Below are 17,707 nucleotides of genomic sequence, written 5' to 3'. Positions count from 1 at the left end.
AAGAGAGTCAGCGCGCGTGCGGTGCACGCGGCAAGGAACGGAGCAAGATCAGTGCAGAGCGGCATCGGTAAGTCCCTACGCGCCTATCGAGACCTGTTGCGGACACCGGGGGCGCCCGGATTCGTCATAGCGGGCCTGATCGGTCGCTTCCCCATCTCGATGCGCGCGCTGGCCGCCATGCTGATGGCCCTGGCCACAACCGGCTCGTACGCCATCGCGGGCGCGGTCAGCTCCGTCGTCACGCTCGCCAACGCGGCGACCGTTCCGGCGCTGGGCAGACTCTCCGACCGGCGCGGCCAGCGCTGGCTGATTCTCACCACGCTGGTGGTGCACACCGGCAGCCTGATCGCCATGGTCGCGTTGACGGAGTGGGACGCGCCGCTGTGGACGCTGTTCGTCGCCGCCGCCGCTTTCGGTGGCTCCGGTATGCCCATCGGCTCCCTGGTGCGGGCACGCTGGGCGACGCTGGTCGGCGGCACGCCGCGACAAGCGACGGCGTACGCGCTGGAGGCCTTCATCGACGACATCATCTACCTGAGCGGTCCGGTGATCGTCACGCTGCTGGCCGGGTACGTCGCACCGGTCGCCGCAATGATGATCATCCTCGTCATGGTGGTCGCCGGCTGGGGCGGCCTGGCCCTGCAGAAATCGACGCAGCCACCGGTCGCGGCACCCGGGCAGGGTCCGCGGCGCGGTGCGATCGCGGAGCCCGGACTGCGCGCTCTGCTGCTGGTCTGCGTGGCGCTCGGTGCCTGGTTCGGCAGCAGCAACGTGTCCCTGGTCGCCTTCGCCGACGAGGAGGGCAACCGGAGTGTCGGCGGTATCCTGATCGGCCTGACCATTCTCGGTGGCATGATCGCCGGGCTGCTCTACGGCGGTATCGCGTGGAAGCTGCCGCTGATCCGCCGGCTGCTGATCACCTCGGCCGTGCTGGGCGTGGGCACGGTGCCGCTGATCTTCGTCGATTCGCTCTGGGTGATGGCGCCGTTCGCGACGATCGCCGGCCTGGCGATCACGCCAACCCTGATCGGTCTCTACTCCGTGCTCTCCAACGTGGTGCCGCGCTCGGCGGTCACCGAGGGCTTCGCCTGGATCGCCTCGTCCATCGCGGTCGGCACCTCGGCCGGCGCCGCGATCTCCGGCTCGCTCATCGAGCGGTCCGGCAGCGGAGCCGCGTTCATCTTCATGGCCGCCGCCGGCCTGCTCTGTCCCCTGATGGTCGGCATCAACCTGCGCCTGCTCTCCGGCACCGCGCACGCCGCCACCCCGGAGCCGGCAGTGTCGATGGAGGAACCGGCCGCCGGCTGACGGCCAGCGTAGGCGTGGGCCGACGGATGGCCCACGCCTGTCCCGATCATCCCGCCGTCAAGATCGCCGGGGCGCGCCCGGCGTGCGGCGGCGGGGCGGTCTGCTCGGCGACCTCGGCGACGAAGAGCCGGAAGAGCAGCGGCATGCGATATCGGCCGGGGGTGGGGGTGCCGATCAGCAGGCCGACGTCCACGAGCGACTCCAGCACCTCCTCCACCACATGGAGCGGCAGGCACATCTGCCCGGCCAGGACGCTGGCCTCCGGGTCACCGCCCGGCGAGGCCGAGACCGCCCGCCAGGCCCAGGCGGGCAGCGCGCCGAGAGCCGAATACATGTCGCGCAGCCGTTTACCCAGCCCCAGGTCGCCGGAGTCGACCTGCTCCAGCCGGCGCGTGTTGTCCCGTAACTGGTCGAGGGCGTAGGCGAGGTTCCAGGCGGGCCGCACGGCGACGCGTACGGCCGTCGTCCAGAGCGCCAGAGGCAGGTGATCGCAGAGCTCGGCCAGGGCCCGGGCCACTTCCCGCTCGGCGGCGACCTGCTCGCGCCCGACGATCGCGCCGAGCACCGCGAGGGACTCCTCGGGCGACATCACATCCAGGGTGAACCGTTCCACACCTTCGAGCCCGGCCAGCCTGTTCCGACTGGTGATGATCACGTGGCTGCCGCGGGATCCGGCCAGCAGCGGTCGTACCTGGGCCTCATCGGTGGCGTTGTCCAGCACCACGAGCACCCGTCGACGGCCGAGCAACGACCGGTACAGCGCGGAGCGGTCCCGCTCGTTGGTCTCGGTCTGCTCGCGCGGGCAACCCAGCGCGTGGAGGAAGTAGCTGAGCACGTCGTAGCCGTGCTCGCGCCCGGCGAGGTCGGCGTAGAGCACGCCGTCGGGAAAGTGCCCGCTGTGCTCATGCCCCCAGTGGATCGTCAGCGCGCTCTTGCCCACCCCGATCGGTCCGCTGATCAGCAGTGGGGTCCCGGTGTCGGTGTTCAGCACGAAGCCGGTCAGCCGGTCCATCTCGGCGGTGCGCCCGGCGAAGTGCCGGGGCGGCACCGGGAGCTGTGCCGGGGTGGGTCGTCCCGCGTCGCCTTGGCGCTCCGCCTCGCCGGTGGTGGAGGTGGCGGCCGGGACGGGGCGGCGGCGGCGCGACGACCGGCCGGCGTCCTCCTGGCCCGCGATCCGCTGCCAGGTCCGGGTCCACTCGTTGCGATCCCCGCCGCACGCCTCCACCAGGGCCAGCGTGACCTGCAGGGTGGGAAGGCTGAATCCGTTGGTCGCCGCCGAGAGCACTGACGGCGAGAAGCCGACCCGCTCCGACAGTTCGCGGTATGAGGCGTTGCCCGCCTGCGCGCGCAATCGCCGTAGGGCCAGTGCGAACGCCGCGACCGCCCCTCCGTTCGGATCCACTGGCCGCTCCGGTCGACCCATCGTCGATCTCCTTCCAGGTGTTGCCGCGGCTCCGGCCTGGTGGCTGGCCGGCGCGTGAGACGCAACGCGTATCGATCGACCGGCCGCGCAACGATGAACGGACGGTGACAAACCGTACGAGTGCCGCGGCTAGATTACGACGGTGTCGCGCGAGCCGTTCTCCATTCACGTGTTGCTCTCATTCTCGAGCTTGAGACAAACAACACACTCGATGTGACCATGTCCATTTTGTGAACTATGTATTGGTTGTTGGCGACTTTTGATTGATTGGCTTTCATTACCTCCCAAATGATTTCGGCCAACAGATCGTTCTGGTCTTATCGCTGCGGTGGCCGGTGGTCCCGAATGATCGGGCGTGCCAATTTCTGTGACGACGGCCCGTCCTCGCCGTGCCCCGATCAGAAAAGGAGTCCGTCGCCGGGTGCCGGCACACCGCGAACTGAAGGGTGAGAGATGACCGACGAAACGATCGCAGGCTCCGCGGACGCGACCCTGTCGTCGCGCGAACTTGAGAGGTTACGCGCGGAACTGGACCGGGTGGACGCCGAACTGCGGGATCGCCTGGCGGAGCGCATTGCGTGCTGCGTGAAGATCGCGCAGGTCAAGCGCGAGTACGGGGTGCCGATGATGCAGCCGCACCGGATCGGGATCGTCCAGGAGCGAGCAGCCGGCTTCGCTGATCGCAACGGCATCGATCGCGATTTCATGCGCCGGTTCTATGACTTGATCATCGCCGAGACCTGCCGGGTCGAGGATCTCGTTATCGGGGCAGCGGGCGGATCGGAGTAAATCAGAATGCGAACGCTACTAATTGACAACTACGATTCGTTCACCTTCAACCTCTATCAACTTATCGGTGAGGTCAACGGCGTACCGCCGGTCGTGGTGCCGAACGACGCCGAATTTTCGACCATCGATCTGGCGGACTTCGACGCGGTGGTGATATCACCGGGCCCTGGCCGCCCCGACCGGGAGCGTGACTTCGGCCTGAGCGCCCGCATGATCGCCGAGGGTCGGCTGCCGACCCTCGGCGTCTGTCTGGGGCACCAGGGGATCTGTCATCTGTACGGCGGAACGGTGGCTCTCGCCCCCGAGCCCATGCACGGCCGGATCTCCGAGGTGCACCACGAGGGGGTCGGGCTGTTCGCCGGACTGCCGTCGCCGTTCAAGGTCGTCCGGTACCACTCGCTGACCGTCACGGATCTGCCGGCGGACCTGGAGGACGTCGCCCGCACCGCCGACGGCTTGCTGATGGGCGTGCAGCACCGGACCCGGCCGGTGTGGGGGGTGCAGTTCCACCCGGAGTCGATCAGCACCGAGCACGGCCGGGCGCTGCTGGCGAACTTCCGCGATCTGGCGCTCGCCCACCACGCGACCGACCGAGCCCCGCTGCCCGCCTCCGGAAGCGCCGGGCGTGGGCCCTACGAGGTGCTCGTGCGGGAGTTGCCGTTCCTGCCGAACCCGGTCGACGCCTACCGGGAGCTGTTCGCCGCCGGACCGCACGGCTTCTGGCTGGACAGCGGCCAGGTGATCGACGGCCTGTCCCGCTTCTCCTTCCTCGGCGACGGCTCCGGCCCCCTCGCCGAGTACGTCACCTACCGGACCAACGAGCGGACGGTGCGCGTCACCCGGGGCGGCCGGACTCACGAGGAACACACCGGCTTCTTCGACTACCTCGACCGGGAGTTGCGCGCCCGGGCGGCGCCCGCCCCGGCCGGCCTGCCTTTCGAGTTCAACCTCGGCTACGTCGGTTTCCTCGGTTACGAACTCAAGGCGGAGACCGGTGGCGACGCGGCGTACTCCGCGCTGACACCCGACGCGGCGCTGCTCTTCGCTGACCGGATGCTCGCCCTGGACCATCGTGACCGGCGTGCCTACCTGCTTGCCCTGCACTCGGCTGACGGCGAGGCCGCCGAGGCGCGGACCTGGCTGGAGGAGACCGCCGGGCGGCTGGCGATGCTGCCGGAGCAGGAGGCCCAGGCGGAATCGGTGCCGTTCCGGGGCAGGAGCTTCGTCGACGCGGCGCCCGCGTTGGGCGTCACGGCCCGGCACGGCGAGGATGCGTACCTCAAGCTCATCGATGCCTGTCTGGAGGAGATCCGGCACGGGGAGTCGTACGAGATCTGCCTGACCAACACGGTCGAAGCTCCGGTCGTGATCGACCCGCTGCCGGCCTACCTGCATCTGCGGGGAATCAGCCCGGTGCCTTACGGCGCGCTGCTGGACTTCCCCGATGTGGCGGTGCTGAGCGCCTCGCCCGAGCGGTTCCTGTCGGTCAGCGCCGACGGCGTGGTCGAGTCGAAGCCGATCAAGGGCACCCGCCCGCGGGGGAAGAACCCGGCGGAGGACGAGCTGCTGCGCCAGGAACTGCTCGGTCAGGAGAAGGATCTGGCCGAGAACCTGATGATCGTCGACCTGGTCCGCAACGACCTCAACCGCGTCTGCGAGGTCGGCTCCGTGCACGTCCCGAGCCTCTTCAATGTCGAGACGTACGCCCCGGTCCACCAGCTCGTCTCCACCATTCGCGGGCGCCTGCGCGCGGACGAGACCGCGGTCACCTGCGTGCGCGCCGCGTTCCCCGGCGGTTCGATGACCGGCGCGCCGAAGATCCGTACGATGGAGATCATCGACCGGCTGGAAGCGGGGCCGCGCGGTGTCTACTCCGGATCGCTCGGCTGGTTCTCGCTCAACGGCGCGGCCGACCTGAGTATCGTCATCCGGACCTTGGTCGCTACCCCGGAGGGCGCCTCCTTCGGCGTCGGCGGCGCGATCGTCTCCCTCTCCGACCCGGCCGAGGAGTGGGAGGAGACCGCCGTGAAATCGCGTGTGATGATCAGTGCTTTCTCAGCGGCGTCGGGCGAGCCGGGTCCGCTGGATCGGGTCGCCGTGGAGTCGCCGTCGTGACCTCGTGTCATCGCGCGGTCGTTGTCGGTGGCGGCGCTGTCGGCGGCATGTTCGCCCAGTTGCTGCGCGACGGGGGTGCGTCTGTCACGGTCGTGGACGTCGCCGCGCGGGGCGACCTGCGCGCCGATGTCACGGCGCCGTCCCCCGAGTTGATCGCCGTGATCGGGGCGGCGGACACGGTGCTGCTCGCCCTGCCCGAGGCGGTGACCCTCAAGGCGCTGCCGGAGGTTACCGCCGTGATGGCGGCCGGGGCGCTGCTGGTCGACACGTCCTCGGTGAAGGCCGGGATCGTCGATGCCGGGCCTCCCGGGCGGGAGTGGGTCAGCGTGAACCCGATGTTCGCGCCCTCGCTCGGCATGCGAGGCCGGCCGGTCGCCGCGATCGTCGCGCACGGCGGCGAGCGGGTCGAGGGATTCCTCGCCGAGATCACCGGCTGGGGCGGGCGGGTCGTGCGGATGTCGGCCGTCGAGCACGACCGGATCGCGGCCGTCACCCAGAGCATGACGCACGCCGCGATCCTCGCGTTCGGCCTGGCCGTGCGCGACCTCGGCCTGCCGCTCGAGACCCTGGCCGCGACCGCCCCGCCACCACACCAGAGCATGCTCGCGCTGCTGGCCCGCCTGATGTCGCAGAGCCCCGAGGTCTACTGGGACATCCAGGCCGCCAATCCGCACGCCGCTCACGGTCGTGCGGCGCTCGCGGACGGCCTGCGCCGCCTGGCCGACCTGGTCGACGCCGGCGACACCCACGGTTTCGACGACGCTCTCGGCGAACTGCGCTCCCTTTTCGGCGATGATCTCGCCATTCATCGAGACCGGTGCGCCCGCATGTTCGCGATCCTGCAGGACGAACCATGACGGGGGTCAGTTACGCGAAGCGGCCCTGATCGAGAGGAACGGGTCTAGTTCCGAGTTTGCCGACCTTTATCTCGGCCTGCCGTTGCGGCAGGCCGAGGCGAAGGTGAGGGGTCGTGCGGAGCTTGCTCGTCGCCGATGGTGGCGTGACGCACCGTTACCGCCACGGCGAAACAGTTTAGAGTGTTCAGAGTGCGCCCTCTGACGAAGCGGCTCGGCGACGTGATCCCGGCGCCCGCCCTGGTTGTTCCGGAACCGGCCGTGACCTTCACGATCACCCCTGACACCCGGGTGAGCGCGCCGCCGGCCGCCGCCTCGGTGGCCGCCCGCCTGGGTCCTCCCGGCGACGACGGGCAGCTCCGTCTGCAACTGACCGACGTGGACGGGCTCGGCGCCGAGGGGTACCGCCTGGAGATCACCGGGAGCGGGGTGACGCTGCGGGCGGCCGAGCTGGCCGGCCTGTTCTGGGGTGTGCAGACGTTGCTCCAGCTGGCGGCCGGCGACCGGGTGCTGCCAGGCGGGGTGATCGAGGACCGGCCGCGGTTCGCGTACCGCGGGGCGATGCTCGACCTGGCCCGGCACTTCTTCACGGCCGACGAGATCAAGGCGCACCTCGACCTGCTGATCCAGTTCAAGATCAACCACTTGCACCTGCACCTCACCGACGACCAGGGCTGGCGGCTGGAGATCCCCGACCGGCCCCGGCTCACCGAGATCGGCGGTGGTCCGGGGACCGGCTGCGATGGCGCCGGGCCGGGCTTCCTGACCCTGGCGGAGTACTCGGACGTCGTGGCCTACGCCGCCGAGCGGTTCGTCACCGTCGTCCCGGAGATCGACATGCCCGGGCACGTGAACGCGGCGCTCGTGGCATACCCGGAGCTGACCGCGGACGGGCGACCGGTCGAGCCGCGCACCGACGCGGAGGTCGGGTACAGCTCACTGGTCGCGGGCAGGGAGGAGACGTACGCCTTCGTCGAGACCGTGCTCAAGACGCTGGCCGACGTGACCTCGGGGCCGTACCTGCACATCGGTGGCGACGAGTGCCTCTCCACCTCGGCCGAGGACTACCGCGCGTTCCTGGCCCGGGTGCTGCCGCTGCCGGGGAAGTACGGCAAACGGGTGATCGGCTGGCACGAGATCGCCGCCGCCGACCTGCCCGAGGGCGCGATCGTGCAGTACTGGCGGCCGGAGCGGCAGGACGCGAACGTGGATGCCGCGGCCGCCGCCGGGCGAGCGGTGATCATGTCGCCGGCCGACCGGGTCTATCTGGATATGAAGTACGACGCGAGCACCCCGATCGGGCTGGACTGGGCCGGGCTCCTCCCGGTCGAGCGGGCGTACGACTGGGACCCGGCCCGCCACCTGCAAGGAGTCGGGGAGCAGGCCCTGCTCGGGGTGGCCGCTCCACTCTGGTCGGAGACTCTGCGCAGCGTCGACGACGTGCGCTTCCTGACCTTTCCCCGGCTGCCGGCCGTCGCCGAGGTGGCCTGGACCCCGCAGGCGGTCCGGGACTGGGCGTCGTTCCGGGAGCGGGTGGCCGCTTTCGGTCCGCGCTGGGACGCGGCCGGCGTCGCCTACTTCCGCTCTCCGGAGATCGACTGGCCCTCGGCCTGATCGTCCCGGCCCTCCGGGCCGTACCTCCCGCCACACACCTACGCTGGTGGCCGGTTTCGGTGGGAGGAGAGCGGCTTGAGCAACGACGCACGAGCGGCGGCGAGATCGGTCGTCGCCCTGGCCGGGTTCCTGATCGTCGCGGGACTGCAACTGATCGTGGTTCTCGGTGTCCTGTGGACCGTGCTGAAACTGCTGCCCGCCGACTTCGCCCTGCGGGCCGGCGTGCCGTTGAGCATCGCCACCTTCGGCGCGCTCGGGTACGCGACCTGGCGCGCCCTGCACATCCGGCGCCGGGTGCCGGCCGGGGTGGCGGTGACCCGCTCCGACGCGCCGGAGCTGTGGGCGCTGGTCGACGGTGCCGCGGCCGCCGCCGGGGTGACCCCGCCGGCCGGGCTGACCGTGGTCACCGACGCGACCGTCGTGGTCGGTGAGCGGACCCGGGCGCTCGGGCTGCTCGGCGGGCGCCGTGATCTCTACCTCGGCCTGCCGTTGCTGCAGGCTTGGGACACCGCCCGGGTGCGTGCCGCGATCGCGCACGAGTTGGCGCACGGGTCGGCTCGGCTGGGGCGGTGGGCGCCGACGGCGTACCGGGGAAGGATCGCGGTGGGGCGGCTGGTGCCGCGCTGGAGCCGGCGCCGGAACCCGGCCGGGGCGGTCTTCCGGGCGTACGCCCGGGTCTACCGTCGCTGGGACGCGCCGTTCTCCCGGGCCCAGGAGCTGGCCGCGGACCGGATCGCGGCCGGGCACGCCGGGCCGGAGGCGGCCGCTGCCGCGCTGCGGGATCTCCCGGTGCTGGCCGGGATGCAGCGGTTGTTCCACGCCGAGTACGTCGCGCCGGGGTGGAGCGCGGGACACGTTCCGGACGACGTTTTCGGGGGTTTCCTGCGGGTGCTCGCGGCCCGGGGCGAGGATGTGGCGATCCTGCGGGCGCGCGGGCCGGAGCCGGCCGGGCTGTGGGAGACCCATCCGCCGCTCGCCGAGCGGCTGGCCGCGCTGACCCCGGTCGAATCGCCGGCCGAGCCGCCGGTCGATCCGTCGGCCGATTCGTCGACCGATTCGCCGGCTGATCCACCGGCTGATTCGCCGGACGAGGCAGATCCCGCGCAATCAGAGATTTCGGCCGACGAGCTGGTTCCCGACCTGCCGGGGCTCGGCCGGGCGCTACAGGCCGTCGCGTTCCCGCCGCACGGACGTACCGAGGTCGGCTGGGACGACTTCCTCAGCGTGGCCCGCACCGCCGAGATGGAACGGGAGGCCGGGGCCGCCCTCGCCGCGGTGTCCCGGGCCGTCGGCACCGCCGTGCCGGACGCGGAGCGGATCCTGGAACTGGCGGCCGACGGCCGGCTCCGGGCCGCCGCCGACACCGTCTTCCCGGGCCTGACCCCGGAGGAGACCGCCGAGCGGATCGTCGAACTGCTCTCCCTGATGCTGGCCCTGGCCGCGCTGCGCAGCGGCGTCGCCCGCTGGCGGCACAACTGGACCGGCACCGCCGAGCTTGTCGCCGCGGACGGCGCGCACCTGAACCTGACCGACGTCGCGGCGGCCGCCGCCGACCCGGAGCAGGCCGAGGCGGTCCGCGCCTATCTGTCCCGGATCGGGGTGGACCTGGCCGCGCCAGGTGGTGACGGGGCGGCGGCGCGGGCGCAGGCGCTCGGTGGGCTGATCAACCTGTCGGCGGACGGCGAGCGGACCGATCTGCTCGTCACCGACCTTGGATTCCTGCTGGTCCCGGGCCTGTCCCGGGGCAAGGGCCCGGAGGCCAAGCGGCGGCTCAACCAGATCGCCGCGGGTGGTGTCCCGGTTTCGGGAAGCCGCGCGAGCGGCCCGGAGGGCGGGACGAGCGCGGTGGCCACGATCGAGGCCCCGGCGGACGGGCGGCGGTTCGTGCCGTTCGCCGACGTGGGCGCGGTGACCGCGCTGCCCGGCCGGCGGCGTGGCTGGGTGATCGGGCTCCGGGACGGCGGCAGCCTCACCCTGCGCCCGGCGCTGGACACCGACGAGCTCCCGGGCGGCTGGGCAGCCTGGGAGGAGGCGGTCACGTTCCTCACCGGCACCCGCTGAACCGCTCGAGTCTCCTCCATGACGAATGAGTAACTCCGTCATCACTTCGGGTAACAATTGCCCCGGAGATTGTTGGCTTCGTGTATGCCTGAAATGGGTAGCACAGAGCCGATGCGGAGCGGGACGATCCCGGAAGACCGCATGGGGAGGCGCTGATGGGACGGGGGCCGGCGTGGCTTTTCGGCGCCATCGTCGCGGTCGGACTGGGCCCGGCGTTGTGGCTCGGCGTGCAGGTCGGCGCGGCCGACGCGCCGGAGGGTAAGCCGCCCGTCGTCATTCGCCAGCAGGTGCCGGCCGCCGAGACCGACCAGGGTGGTTCCGGCGCGGGCGAGGAGTCGGATACTCCCGGTCCCACCGCCGGCTGGCTCCTGCCGCTCTCGACCGGGACCGCGACCGTCAGCGCGGCGCCGTCCGTCGCTACCTCGGCGACGTCGTCGCCCACGCCGTCACCGAGCTCATCGCCGACACCCTCGGCCGAGCCGTCCGAGGCGCCGAGCGAGCCGCCCGTCGAGTCCACTCCGAGCAAGCCGGCCGGAGAAGAGGAGTCGGAGCCGCCGCCCGGGGAGGAGCCGACGAGCGCGCCGGCCACCGGGGTGACCCCGTAGCGAGCGCCCACTTCCCGAAATGGCAAAGAGGGAGCCGACCGGCTCCCTCTTCCGCGACCGACGTCTCAGAGTCCGAGCAGGCGGTCCAGGATGTCCCGGTAGGCCCGCAGCTCAACCCGCAGCGCCTCGGTGTCGTCGCCGCCGACGGCCAGTGAGCCCCGGTGCTGCCGCAGCGAGGCGGTCAGCTTCTCGATGGTCTCGTCGACCAGCGCGGCCGCCTCGGCGGTGCTCGTCTTCGGATCGTCGACGAAGCGGAGCTGGACCTCGCGCCAGCGGTCCCGCAGCGGCTGGGACTCCGCCTCCGGGAAGAACGCCGCCGGCCCACCGGCCGTGACTACCCCGGGCTCGGCCTCCGTGACCGCCGGCGGCTGAACGGCGGCCACCGCCACCACCGGCTCGGCCACCGGAGTCAGCTCGTCGTCCCGGTGCCGCCCCGTCTCCGCCCGCTCGGCGGGCTCCTCGTCGGCCTTGTCGGTCGCGTCGGCCTTGTCGGCCTCGTCGGTCGCGTCGGCTTCGTCGGCTTCGTCGGGGTCGGAGTCCGCGGCCGGTTCCTCGGTGACGTCGTCGGCCCGGTCGTCCAGCGGGACGTCGACGTCATGGTCCACGGGCGCGCCGTCGTGCTTGCGCGGCCGGTCCTCGAGTGCGTCGTCGTCGCCGGCCCCTGAATCGGCCGCTTCGGAAGCCGTGTCCCGGTCCACGTCGTCGGGGGGCCCGGTCACGGGCGCGCTCGCCCCGGAAGCGGCCTCCGCGTTCCCGCCCGGCCGGTCGTCCCAGGGCGAGCCGGGCCGCTGCAGCGGCACGGTGTCGGCCCGTAGGTCCTGATCGTCGAGGTTGTCCTTGGCCTCGTTGGAGAAGAAGCGCATCGTGGGTGCTCCTCAGCGGCTGGTGGCGTCGGGCCGGGACGGTGCGACGCCGGGTTCGGGGACGGGTTCCTCGGTCACGGAGCGGGCGGCGGTCGTGGTGTTGCCGGTGGTGATCTCCTCCGTGGCCGATCGTGGTGCGGGTACGGTGCTGCCTCCGGGCGCCGGGTCCCCGCCGAGCAGGTCGGCGAAGAGCGCCCGGTAGTGGACCAGCGCCTGGCGCAGATCCTCGGTGCCGGTCTCGTCATTCTTACTGCGCACGCTGATGTCGTGGGCGGACCGGTAATGCTCCAGCGTGGCGGCGTGCTCGACGGAGAGGTCGGCGAGCCGCTCGTCGTAGTCGCCGGTCGGGTAGCCGCGCTCGGCGATCAGGCGGGTGACCAGGGCGTCCGCGGTCTCCACCGCCTCCTTCGGACTGTCCACGAAACGGATCTGGATCTCTTCCCAGGCGGCTGAGTACTTCGCGCGGGACTCCGCGGAGAGCGGCTTCAGCTCCAGCCGGGCGTGCCGCTTGGTGCGTTCCAGCAGCTCGCGCTCCGCGTTGGCGCGGCTTCCGGAGTCGGCGACCAGGCGGTCGTACTCGGGGCCGAACGTCCGCCGGAGCCGGCGGCGTCGCGTGGCCCTGACCCCGAACGCGATTGCGACCAGCACCAGCAGGACGACGATGATCAGGACGATGGTGGCGGTGGGGGACATCGGGTTCCTCCTTCTTCCGTAGCGGATATGCCCACTCGGACCCGCTCGCCAATCGTCTTCGACCGAACCGGCTGGAAACCAGGCGCCGCCCCGGCGTGTCGCCGTCCGATTACGGCGCGTCGACCTGAATTCGGGCGCACTGTCGTAACCCCGACGGCCCGGAAACGGAGATCAACACCTATCCCCGATGGACAAACGGAATGGAAGGTAAGTTTTCGATGGTCGTAGAACTAGCTGTGACGGACGTCTTTACGTATTCTTCCGAAGCGCATCCAGTCCGCGTCGCCGCCGTCCACTTCTGATCGGTCGGCTTCCCGGGTCGGTGGCGTGCCGCCGTTCCCTGCCGGACCTCCTCGGGCGGAGCTTGATGAAAAGCCGCAACTGGTCGATTAGATCGAAGATCATCGCGATGGTCGCGGTGCCGCTCGCCGCGCTCCTCGCGCTCTGGGGCTTCGCGACCGCGGCAACCATCGGGCCGGCGATGACGCTGCTGAATGCGCGCGATGCGGTCCACGGCCTGGGGGAACCCGGCCTGGAGCTGGCCGCGCAGATGCAGCGTGAGCGGCACTTCTCCGCCGTCTACCTCTCCGCGGCCAAGACCCCGCTGACCGACCTCAACGCGCAGCGCGCCGCCACCGACCAGGCGGCCGACACGTTCCGGGCGGCCATCGGCGGCCTCGACATGAGCGATGACCTGACCGCCCGGGCCGACACGCTGCTCCGTCAGCTGGACGCCGTCCAGACCACCCGGGCCCGGGTCGACACGCGCGGCATCGGCGTTCACGACATGATGGCCGTGTACAACGACACGGTGGACGCCGGCTTCGACGTCTCCGTGACCGCCGCGGTCTTCTTCCACGAAAAGGTCGACCGCGAAGTGCGCGGCCTGATCACCGGGTACCGCGGCCAGGAATATCTGAGCCGGGTGGACGCACTGCTGGCCGGCGCGAACGCGGCCGGCGGCATCGAGAAGAAGAACTGGGTCAGCCTGGTCGAGAACATCGTCACCTCGCGCTACCTGCTGAAGACCGGCGTGGCGGACATGCCCGAGAAAGCTCAGGGCGACTATGCCGTGCTGATCACCGGCTCGTCCTTCATCCAGCTGGACATCATGCAGAACCGGCTGGTCGACCACGTCTACGTCGGTGGCGTGCCGCCGGTCTCCGGCGCCGATTGGCAGGCCACCTACGACCAGGTCTCTGCGGACCTGCGGGCGTTCGCGCTGCGCACGGTCCACGAGGTGGCCTCCGACGCCACCCCGTTCGCCATCGAGGTCTTCCTCTGGCTGGGCCTCTCCGCCGTGGTCGGCCTGGTCGCGTTCGTGGTGGCGATCTGGTTCTCGGTGCGGGTCGGCCGGTCGATCGTGGGCCGGCTGATCAAGCTGCGCCGGGAGGCCCTGGAGATGGCCACCGAGCGGCTGCCCACCGTGGTCCATCGGTTGCAGCGCGGCGAGGCGGTCGACGTGGACGTCGAGACGCCCCCGCTGGAGTACGGCAGCGACGAGATCGGCCAGCTCGGTCACGCTTTCAACGACGTGCAGCGCACCGCCGTGCAGTCCGCGGTCGACGAGGCCAACGTTCGGCGCGGGATCAACGAGGTGTTCCTCAACATCGCCCGGCGCAGCCAGACGCTGCTGCACCGGCAGCTGTCGCTGCTCGACCGGATGGAGCGCCGGGAGACTGAGCCGCAGGAGCTCGAGGACCTGTACCGGGTCGACCACCTCGCCACCCGGATGCGGCGCCACGCCGAGGACCTCGTCATCCTGGCCGGCGCGGCGCCCGGCCGGGGCTGGCGCAACCCGGTCCCGGTGATCGACGTGATCCGTGGCGCGATCAGTGAGGTCGAGGACTACAAGCGGGTCGACATCAGCGCGGTGGCGTCCGCCGCGCTGGTCGGCCGTTCGGTCGGTGACGTCATCCACCTGCTCGCCGAGCTGATCGAGAACGCCGCCTCGTTCTCCCCGCCGCACACCCGGGTGCAGATCTCCGGCCAGCAGCTGCCGAACGGCTACGTGATCGAGGTCGAGGACCGGGGCCTGGGGATGACCCCGGAAGGCATCGAGGTCGCGAACCGGCGGCTGGCCGAACCGCCCGAGTTCGACCCGACCGACAGCGCCCGGCTCGGCCTGTTCGTGGTGGCCCAGCTGGCGAACCGGCACCACATCCGGGTCTCGCTGCTGCCCTCGCCGTACGGCGGCATCACCGCGGTCGTGCTCGTCCCCGGCGACCTGGTCACCGAGGCGCCCGGCCCGGTCGTGCGGGCCGGTGCGAAGGGCCGGGCCAGCACCGCCGGCTGGAGCAACCTGCCGGGCGGCGCCGGCGACCTGGCCGCTCTGCAGTGGCCGGACAAGAACACCAGCGAGTTGCAGCAGGTCTCGGCAGCGCCGGCCCGGCGCACCAACGGCGAGCCCGCGCCGGCGATCGCCGGGGAGGGCCTGAACGGCCAGCCCCTGGCGGGCGAACCCGGCGGGCCGACGCCCAGCGCGGTCGCCCCCGACCTCAGCCCGGACGGCCTCGTGCAGCGCAAGCGGGTGCGCCGAACCCCGACAGCTCCGGCGGAACTGCCACCGGAGGCGACCGCCGGCCGGTTGGACGACGTGACCGGCGCCCTCGGCGCGCCGCGGTCGGTGCCGCGTAACTCGGCGCCGCTGATGCCGACCTCGGCCGCCCCGCTGTTCACCACCCCGGAGCCGCCGGCGCCGGTCGCGCCGACCTCGGCCGCACCGATGTTCGTCGCGCCGACCTCGGTGCCGCCGTTCGCCCCCGCTCCCGTCGGCGAGCCTGCGGCGCCCGACTCGGACGACGAGGTGACCACGCGGCTCGGCCCGGACGACCTGCCCAAGCGGGTCCGGCAGGCCAGCCTGGCCCCGCAGCTGCTCAACCCCGTTGCGGAGGCGTCGCGCTCCACCGCACCGCAGCGCACCCCGGAGCAGGTCCGTACGCTGATGAGCGCCTTGCAGTTGGGCACCACCCGAGGCCGGATCCAAGCCTCCAAGACGATGCCGCCGGACAGCGGCGACAAGGACGCCGGTGCCGCCGAGGCGGGCGACACCGGGCTCATGGAATCGAAGACCGTCAGGTTCCCGGCCCTCGCGGATCCTGCGGGCGCCGGAGAGAGGGCAGCACCCGGGGGCGACGGTGACGCGGACGGCGACCGCGCCGACACCCCGGGCGGTAATGAAGTGAACAGGCCGGAGAAGGACGCATAGTGGCACAGACGACGAAGCAGAGCGCGAACCTCACCTGGCTCCTCGACGACCTCGTCGAGCGGGTGCCGACCGCACAGCAGGCCGTGGTGCTTTCCGCGGACGGCCTGATGATGGGCGCCTCGGCGGCCATGAACCGGGAGGACGCCGAGCATCTCTCGGCGATGGCGGCCGGGTTCCAGAGCCTGGCGAAGGGGGCTAGCCGGCATTTCGACGCCGGGCAGGTGCGGCAGACGGTGGTGGAGATGGAGGAGGCGTTCCTCTTCGTCACCTCCGCCGGGCAGGGCGCCTGTCTGGCCGTCCTCGCGTCGGCCGACGCCGACCTGGGCCTGATCGCCTACGAGATGGCGATGCTGGTCACCCGGGTCGGGCAGACGATGAGCGCCCCAGGGCGCACGCTGTCGGCGCAAGATGCCCTCTGATGAGCCGCCGGACATGACACATGACTGGATGGACCAGGACGCCGGTCCGGTGGTCCGCCCGTACGCGATGACCCAGGGACGTGTCGCGCCGGTCGGCTGCGACTTCGACCTGGTCGCGTTCGTGGTCGCGACCGTGCCGGACCTGGCACCCGGTGTCCAGTTGCAGCCCGAGCACCACGCCATCGTGGCCGCCGCCTGGGAGCCGATCTCCGTTGTGGAGCTCGCGTCCCAGCTGGACCTGTCGATCGGCGTGGTCCGAGTTTTCCTCGGTGATCTACGCTCAGCGGGTCTCATCTCGCTGTACGAACCTCCCGCGGCCAGTCAGCCGCACGACGTCGACGTACTCAAGGCGGTTGTCAATGGACTCCGTGCGCTCTGACCGCACCAGCGGCTCGCGCATCCCCGTCGCGCTGAAGATCCTGATCGCGGGGGGCTTCGGCGTGGGCAAGACGACGATGGTCGGATCGGTCAGTGAGATCCGGCCGTTGCAGACCGAGGAGATCCTCACCGGGGCCGAGGGTGCCGACGACGTGTCGGGTGTGGAGGGTAAGACCACCACCACGGTCACCATGGACTTCGGTCGCATCACGATCACCGAGGACCTCCAGCTCTACCTGTTCGGCACGCCCGGCCAGGACCGTTTCTGGTTCCTCTGGGACGAGCTGTCGCAGGGCGCGCTCGGCGCGGTGGTGCTTACCGACACTCGCCGGCTGGCCGACTGCTTCCCGTCGATCGACTACTTCGAGCAGCGCGGCACCCCGTTCGTGGTCGCGGTCAACACGTTCGACACGGAACATCGGTTCGGCCCGGAGGCGGTGGCTCGCGCCCTCGACCTTGACCCGGGTGTCCCGGTGGTGCTCTTCGACGCGCGTGACCAGGTTGCGGCCCGCAACGTGCTGATCGAGCTGGTGGAGTACGTCGCCCGCCGTCAGTATGCCGCCGCGGGCAGCCGCTAGGAGCGGACCCCCGAGGCCGGGCTTGATCGTCTGAGTACGCTCTGCCCGTGCTGGGTGGACGAGTTAACAAGCGGTTGCGGGGCGCGGCGAAGGCCGGCCAGGGTTCGAGTCGGCGGCTCCCGGGTCGGCCGTCGTGGTGGCTGGGCGGTGGCGCCGGGGTGCTGGTGCTGGCCGGGCTGGTGGCATGGTCGCTGTGGCCGGAGGATGAGCGCCCGGACCCGCGCTCCCGGGTCTACACCGAGGCGTCCGCGTGTCTGTTGACGCCGGCGCAGGGCATCACCGACCCGAGCGCCGCTCCGGTCTGGGCGGGCATGCGGCAGGCGTCCGAGGAGACCCTCGGCAAGGTGAGTTTCCTTGAGGTCGACGGGCCGCAGACCGCGCAGAACGCGTCCACTTTTTTCGCCACTCTGGTCAGCGGCGGGTGTGATGTTGTTCTCGCTGCCGGATCCGCCCCGTCCGCCGCGATGCTCCAGGGGGCCGCTCAGTTTCCGGGCGCCAAGTTCATTGCGATAACCACTGTGGATGACGGAAAGACACAGGCCAATCTGGTTAAGGTGACCGAGGCGACGCCGGAGCGGGTGACCTCGCGGGTGCATGACCTGGTCGAGGAGGTCCTCTCCGCCGAGGGCGATTGACACCGGGCGCGCCAATCGGAGTTCTTGTATTTGGAAGATCGGCAATGCACACTCTCCCAGCTTTCTATCAGCTTCGGGGGAGGGGCGGCCGATGCGCCGTGCGCTGGCCCGGATCGCGTTTGTATGCGCGGTCCTTCTTGGATTGACGGTGGCCGCTCCGGTCG

15 protein-coding genes are annotated in these 17,707 nt (G+C 71.1%); 12 read left to right on the top strand and 3 right to left on the bottom strand.

The features are described from left to right. Window positions 1–51 precede the first annotated feature (51 nt). Window positions 52–1,308 (top strand): MFS transporter, encoded by a 1,257-nt coding sequence (locus CHC09_RS23910; RefSeq protein ID WP_239138476.1) that lies wholly within the window; start codon window positions 52–54, stop codon window positions 1,306–1,308. A 46-nt stretch (window positions 1,309–1,354) separates the two neighbouring features. Here the strand turns inward: CHC09_RS23910 and CHC09_RS23905 are convergent, their stop codons facing one another. Beyond that, window positions 1,355–2,710, bottom strand: a complete 1,356-nt coding sequence (locus CHC09_RS23905) for an XRE family transcriptional regulator (RefSeq protein ID WP_179277252.1) — start codon at window positions 2,708–2,710, stop codon at window positions 1,355–1,357. 474 nt (window positions 2,711–3,184) lie between these two features. Between CHC09_RS23905 and CHC09_RS23900 the strand changes: the two genes are divergently transcribed. The 6 genes from CHC09_RS23900 (at window position 3,185) to CHC09_RS23875 (ending at window position 10,769) form a co-directional block, all read left to right on the top strand. Beyond that, entirely contained in the window at window positions 3,185–3,520 is a 336-nt protein-coding gene (locus CHC09_RS23900; RefSeq protein ID WP_089295412.1) for a chorismate mutase family protein, read from the top strand. Between the two features lie 6 nt (window positions 3,521–3,526). Then, window positions 3,527–5,635, top strand: a complete 2,109-nt coding sequence (gene pabB / locus CHC09_RS23895) for an aminodeoxychorismate synthase component I (protein ID WP_179277251.1) — start codon at window positions 3,527–3,529, stop codon at window positions 5,633–5,635. Then, window positions 5,632–6,492 carry a prephenate dehydrogenase/arogenate dehydrogenase family protein gene (locus CHC09_RS23890; protein ID WP_239138475.1) on the top strand — a complete coding sequence of 287 codons (861 nt, stop codon included), beginning with the start codon at window positions 5,632–5,634 and terminating at the stop codon, window positions 6,490–6,492. Before pabB ends, CHC09_RS23890 begins: the two co-directional genes overlap by 4 nt. 189 nt (window positions 6,493–6,681) lie before the next feature. After that, entirely contained in the window at window positions 6,682–8,103 is a 1,422-nt protein-coding gene (locus CHC09_RS23885; protein WP_089295410.1) for a family 20 glycosylhydrolase, read from the top strand. A 75-nt stretch (window positions 8,104–8,178) separates the two neighbouring features. Further along, window positions 8,179–10,164 (top strand): M48 family metallopeptidase, encoded by a 1,986-nt coding sequence (locus CHC09_RS23880; protein WP_089295409.1) that lies wholly within the window; start codon window positions 8,179–8,181, stop codon window positions 10,162–10,164. Window positions 10,165–10,319: 155 nt separating this feature from the next. Further along, complete coding sequence (locus CHC09_RS23875; protein ID WP_089295408.1) at window positions 10,320–10,769, top strand: hypothetical protein; 450 nt, start codon at window positions 10,320–10,322, stop codon at window positions 10,767–10,769. Between the two features lie 65 nt (window positions 10,770–10,834). Here CHC09_RS23875 and CHC09_RS46540 read toward each other — a convergent pair whose 3' ends face one another. Then, window positions 10,835–11,632 (bottom strand): hypothetical protein, encoded by a 798-nt coding sequence (locus CHC09_RS46540; RefSeq protein WP_089295407.1) that lies wholly within the window; start codon window positions 11,630–11,632, stop codon window positions 10,835–10,837. A gap of 12 nt (window positions 11,633–11,644) precedes the next feature. Continuing rightward, window positions 11,645–12,325: a hypothetical protein gene (locus CHC09_RS23865; RefSeq protein WP_089295406.1), complete on the bottom strand. Its 681-nt coding sequence runs from the start codon at window positions 12,323–12,325 to the stop codon at window positions 11,645–11,647. A gap of 367 nt (window positions 12,326–12,692) precedes the next feature. Here CHC09_RS23865 and CHC09_RS23860 point away from each other — a divergent pair, with 367 nt between their 5' ends. From CHC09_RS23860 to CHC09_RS23840, 5 genes are all read left to right on the top strand, one after another. Beyond that, the gene (locus CHC09_RS23860) at window positions 12,693–15,533 is read left to right on the top strand and encodes a nitrate- and nitrite sensing domain-containing protein (protein WP_089295405.1); all 2,841 of its coding nucleotides are present in this window, start codon (window positions 12,693–12,695) and stop codon (window positions 15,531–15,533) included. Then, entirely contained in the window at window positions 15,533–15,952 is a 420-nt protein-coding gene (locus CHC09_RS23855) for a roadblock/LC7 domain-containing protein (protein WP_089295404.1), read from the top strand. The genes CHC09_RS23860 and CHC09_RS23855 overlap by 1 nt, the downstream gene beginning before the upstream one ends. 13 nt (window positions 15,953–15,965) lie before the next feature. Continuing rightward, a complete protein-coding gene (locus CHC09_RS23850) occupies window positions 15,966–16,331 on the top strand; it encodes a DUF742 domain-containing protein (RefSeq protein ID WP_089295403.1) in 366 nt (121 codons plus the stop codon). Then, window positions 16,312–16,908 carry a GTP-binding protein gene (locus CHC09_RS23845; protein WP_089295402.1) on the top strand — a complete coding sequence of 199 codons (597 nt, stop codon included), beginning with the start codon at window positions 16,312–16,314 and terminating at the stop codon, window positions 16,906–16,908. Before CHC09_RS23850 ends, CHC09_RS23845 begins: the two co-directional genes overlap by 20 nt. A 158-nt stretch (window positions 16,909–17,066) precedes the next feature. Continuing rightward, window positions 17,067–17,543, top strand: a complete 477-nt coding sequence (locus CHC09_RS23840) for a type 1 periplasmic-binding domain-containing protein (RefSeq protein WP_089295401.1) — start codon at window positions 17,067–17,069, stop codon at window positions 17,541–17,543. Window positions 17,544–17,707: the final 164 nt, after the last annotated feature.

This window comes from Actinoplanes regularis, from assembly GCF_900188005.1.
GTDB lineage: Bacteria > Actinomycetota > Actinomycetes > Mycobacteriales > Micromonosporaceae > Actinoplanes > Actinoplanes regularis.
Note: the sequence above shows the minus strand (reverse complement) of the source record. Positions and strands in the feature narration are given on the sequence as shown.

Coding starts and splice junctions, on each gene's coding strand:
- CHC09_RS23875 (WP_089295408.1), top strand. CDS start 10,320: ATGGGACGGGGGCCGGCGTGGCTTTTCGGCGCCATCGTCGCGGTCGGA.
- CHC09_RS23860 (WP_089295405.1), top strand. CDS start 12,693: ATGAAAAGCCGCAACTGGTCGATTAGATCGAAGATCATCGCGATGGTC.
- CHC09_RS23900 (WP_089295412.1), top strand. CDS start 3,185: ATGACCGACGAAACGATCGCAGGCTCCGCGGACGCGACCCTGTCGTCG.
- CHC09_RS23865 (WP_089295406.1), bottom strand. CDS start 12,325: ATGTCCCCCACCGCCACCATCGTCCTGATCATCGTCGTCCTGCTGGTG.
- CHC09_RS46540 (WP_089295407.1), bottom strand. CDS start 11,632: ATGCGCTTCTTCTCCAACGAGGCCAAGGACAACCTCGACGATCAGGAC.
- CHC09_RS23845 (WP_089295402.1), top strand. CDS start 16,312: ATGGACTCCGTGCGCTCTGACCGCACCAGCGGCTCGCGCATCCCCGTC.
- CHC09_RS23850 (WP_089295403.1), top strand. CDS start 15,966: ATGACACATGACTGGATGGACCAGGACGCCGGTCCGGTGGTCCGCCCG.
- pabB (WP_179277251.1), top strand. CDS start 3,527: ATGCGAACGCTACTAATTGACAACTACGATTCGTTCACCTTCAACCTC.